Origin of the sequence: Pseudoalteromonas sp. S327 (assembly GCF_005886415.1) — a bacterium.
Taxonomy (GTDB): Bacteria; Pseudomonadota; Gammaproteobacteria; order Enterobacterales; family Alteromonadaceae; genus Pseudoalteromonas; species Pseudoalteromonas atlantica.
In genome coordinates this window covers 1-355 of sequence record NZ_PNDP01000167.1, presented here as the reverse complement: position 1 = coordinate 355, position 355 = coordinate 1, and the positions used below count along the sequence as shown (strand labels likewise).

Sequence of the window (355 nt, the reverse complement as noted above, 5' to 3'; positions counted from 1 at the left end):
CCGAGTGAAACAGAAATTACCGAAAACCACCAAGTCGAGTCGACTTTTGTAGCGCACACCTTAGCTGTCGAGCTCGCGCTTGAGCACGACGATAGCCACGCCCGCCAACAACTTGGGCTAAATACCGACGACAACGTGGTGGCTTTTCTGCCAGGTAGCCGTGGCGCCGAAGTAGGCTTCCTCAGCGAAACCTATCTAAAAACAGCTGCACAGTTACAACCGCAAAACCCAGACCGTAATATAGTGGTGACGCTGGTTAACGCAAACCGCAAAGCGCAATTTAGTGCAATTTTAAATGCCCCTGCACCAAATTTAATTGTAACCCTAGTGTTTGGTCAGTCAAAACTAGCAATGC

General features: G+C 49.3%; 1 pseudogene. It reads left to right on the top strand.

What is annotated here, in order from left to right:
- Nucleotides 1–355, top strand: a pseudogene (gene lpxB, locus CWB60_RS20585) (lipid-A-disaccharide synthase); the annotation flags it as partial.